General features: G+C 53.5%; 4 protein-coding genes. All 4 read left to right on the forward strand.

The window, feature by feature from the left end; translation table 11 throughout:
* The first annotated feature begins 286 nt into the window (after nt 1–286).
* A complete protein-coding gene (locus QPM17_RS23340; RefSeq protein ID WP_285394147.1) occupies nt 287–946 on the forward strand; it encodes a class I SAM-dependent methyltransferase in 660 nt (219 codons plus the stop codon).
* 528 nt (nt 947–1474) lie between these two features.
* Complete coding sequence (locus QPM17_RS23345) at nt 1475–2191, forward strand: SDR family NAD(P)-dependent oxidoreductase (protein WP_285394148.1); 717 nt, start codon at nt 1475–1477, stop codon at nt 2189–2191.
* A gap of 176 nt (nt 2192–2367) precedes the next feature.
* Nucleotides 2368–2643: a hypothetical protein gene (locus QPM17_RS23350; RefSeq protein WP_285394149.1), complete on the forward strand. Its 276-nt coding sequence runs from the start codon at nt 2368–2370 to the stop codon at nt 2641–2643.
* 11 nt (nt 2644–2654) lie between these two features.
* Nucleotides 2655–2876: a hypothetical protein gene (locus QPM17_RS23355; protein WP_285394150.1), complete on the forward strand. Its 222-nt coding sequence runs from the start codon at nt 2655–2657 to the stop codon at nt 2874–2876.
* The last annotated feature ends 189 nt before the right edge of the window (nt 2877–3065 follow it).

Here is a 3065-nt window from a genome sequence, read left to right on the forward strand (position 1 = left end):
CCTTCGGCGCTTCCGGGCGTGACGATATAGGCATCGATGGTGCCGTCGGCGGCAGCGATTTCGATAGCGCGAGACATGAGCGGACTCCGGGTTTCGAGAGGGTGGGATGCGTCAGGGACGTCTGTCACCAGAGCCAAATCTAACCAGAGTCGGGCGCGGTTGACGAGGCCATGACCCACCGAGCGCGGCCTTCACCCCGTCTCCCGGCGCCTCATGCCGGCAAGGCTGTCTCGTGATGGACCAATGCTCTTCCTTTACCGGGGGGCGCTGACCTAGGGTGGAATCGATGAAAAACGCCAGAGCGTTCTGGAACAAAAGTGCTGCGCGCTATGCCAAGAGCCCCATTCGCGACGTGAGCGCGTACGAGAAGAAGCTGGCCATCACCCAGAAGTACCTGCACCCCGATAGCCGCGTGCTGGAGTTCGGCTGCGGTACGGGGAGCACGGCGATACGCCATGCCCCCCAAGTCAGGGAAATGGTCGCCATCGATATCTCCGACAAGATGCTGGAGATCGCCGAGCAGAAGGCGCGGGATGCCGGTATCGAGAACCTCACTTTCCGGCAGGGCACCCTGGAAGAGGTGGAGCTGGAAGAGACGAGCTTCGATGCCGTCCTGGGGCTCAACATCCTGCACCTGCTCGAAGACCTGGATGCGACGCTGGCCAGGGTGCATGGCTTGCTCAAGCCTGGTGGGGTATTCGTTTCCAACACCGTCCTGATCGGCGACATCAACGTCCTGTTTCGTATGGCGATTCCCCCCATGCAGGTGCTGGGGCTCGCCCCCTATGTGAACCGCTTCGACAAGCAGACGCTGGTCGATAAACTGATCGGCGCGGGATTCGCCATCGAGCGGGAGTGGCAGTCCGGAAAGGCGACGGTGTTTATCGTTGCCAGGAAGGGGCGACGCAGCTTTCCAATAAAATCCAGACCAGGAGGCCGCAGATGAACAAGGCCGAGCTATCGAACGTCTACCGAGACTATATCGCCTGTTTGAACAGGCAGGATTGGCCATCGCTAGGGCGCTTCGTGGATGAAAACGTCCGGCGAGCGTCTCGGGCTATCAGGCTACCGAAGCATGTTGCTGAGAGACTTTGCCGAGATTCCGGATCCAGTGGGCTGCGCACGCCATGGAAGCGAAAAGTAGCGTATCCCGTAGCAGTAGGTTTTCTCGGTGCGTGAACTTTAGCGCTTCACCTGCATGGTAGCTTTTACCCGATCCAACAGCTTTGGCGGTCTGTTGTGCGTATTCATTTGGCAGCTCCTTTGTGGCTTGTATAAACATACAGCGTGATTGTTTCTGGCGAAATGTACAAGCGCGTGAATTCTACATAGGTGGCCGAGCTATACTTAGGTGTCAGCGAAAGCAACGAGTTGGAAGAAATGAGGAGCGTCAGATAATATTGTTGAACGCGCAAGATGTCATTCAATATTACGACGTGCAGTCCAATCACTGTTAAGCAAAGGAGAGTTGGTCATGAGGTTGATGGTCGTTGGAGCGAGTAAAGGTCTAGGACGAGCTTTTGTCGAAGGGCTATGTGCTGCCGAGGACCATGTTATTGGAGTTTCTCGCGCCCGGCCGAATGACCTGAGATTGCCGAATTCCGTATGCCTCGACTGGATTGAAGCGGATCTAGCAGATCCACTAGAAGCAGCTATGCAGATTGAGCGGCAGGTACCTCCAGAATTGGATGTGCTCATATACAATCTGGGTGTATGGGAAGAAGCGGCATTCACGGATGAGTACAAGTTTCTTGATGATTCTGATGAAAGTATTGTTGCAATGTTGAACATCAACATCACTGGCATCATTCTGCTGCTGAAAAGGCTAATTCCGAAGCTTCTCTGCACCAGTAACCCAAAGTTGATTCTAACTGGCTCAACGTCTGGGCTTCGCCAGAGTGGGCGGTCAGAAGTTACATTCGGCGCTTCAAAATTTGCTCTGACGGGCATAGGTGACGCGCTGAGGGAGAGCTTTAGAGACGATGGTCTGGCGGTTACGTGTTTGCAATTGGGTTACCTGAACACAGAGGATGGGCTGGCTGTACCTCTAGACGAGGCCGCTCTACGAGGTGATGGGCAACTTGTGCCGGTTCATGATGTAGTAAACATTGTCAAAACGCTTCTTAATTTGTCTGGCGCATCTTATGTTCGTGAACTCGTGCTGCCTGCGATATGTGATGAAAGGTTTTGAAGTTTCTTTGATCCAAGCCTTACAATCGCAGTCACGGCGACGGCTTTTTCCATCGCGGCTTCGCTTCATTCCAAGCCGTGCGTGCTGCGGGGAACAACTCCAGCAACAACAGATAGCGACACGGGGCCATCACTCTACAGACACAACAGCAGTATCATTCGGCTGAAGTTGCCCGCATGGATGCAGTCCTTGAGAAGATCGAGGGCAACCACGATAAAGCCGATCTGTTTAATCGCTGCCTTTCAAAGAAGAAGGATCATATTGAAAGTCTCAGGGCGATCCATGAGCAGTTCGATAGGGTAGCGCCCAACAAGGCGCCGGATCCGATCGGAAAAAAGCCGTGCGGCGGCTTTCGGCCCTCTCGCGATACTGGTTTCGGCACGCTAAGCAAGCATCTTAAATCGCGTGGTATCAAATCCAACGTGAAAGAGACTTGGCAGAAATTCCCGTAGTAAGAATGTCTATGGCTACCTCTACCGTCGAAATGATCTCCGACATCGTCAAAAATTTGGCTGGTCGGGGGCAAGCGCGGCCTCCCACGGTCAAGACACTCGCCAAAAATATCAATTTTTTGTTTACTGAGAAACTGTCGGAGCAGCAGCTAAGCTCAATTGTGAAAGATTTGGAGCAGCGCAAGTATATAAGGGTTAATAATGCTAATGTCTCGTACCAGTTGCCACAGTAGTCTTCACAAATCCAGGCAAGGGATGCTCCTGCCGACGCGCTTCTGCTGTAAAAAGCCTGGCGCCATCACCACTGTCGATTTCGGTCAGCTCCGTTCGACGTTAGGTTGCCACTCACAGCAATCACCTACAGAACGGAGCTGATCATGAAGCACATGGCAAAGAATACGATCTGCCTTTGGTACGATGGT

Source organism: Marinobacter azerbaijanicus (genome assembly GCF_030250645.1).
Lineage (GTDB): Bacteria > Pseudomonadota > Gammaproteobacteria > Pseudomonadales > Oleiphilaceae > Marinobacter > Marinobacter azerbaijanicus.

What these genes read in the sequence shown, in the direction of transcription:
- QPM17_RS23340 (WP_285394147.1), top strand. Translation starts at nt 287, where the DNA reads ATGAAAAACGCCAGAGCGTTCTGGAACAAAAGTGCTGCGCGCTATGCC.
- QPM17_RS23355 (WP_285394150.1), top strand. Translation starts at nt 2,655, where the DNA reads ATGGCTACCTCTACCGTCGAAATGATCTCCGACATCGTCAAAAATTTG.
- QPM17_RS23350 (WP_285394149.1), top strand. Translation starts at nt 2,368, where the DNA reads ATGGATGCAGTCCTTGAGAAGATCGAGGGCAACCACGATAAAGCCGAT.
- QPM17_RS23345 (WP_285394148.1), top strand. Translation starts at nt 1,475, where the DNA reads ATGAGGTTGATGGTCGTTGGAGCGAGTAAAGGTCTAGGACGAGCTTTT.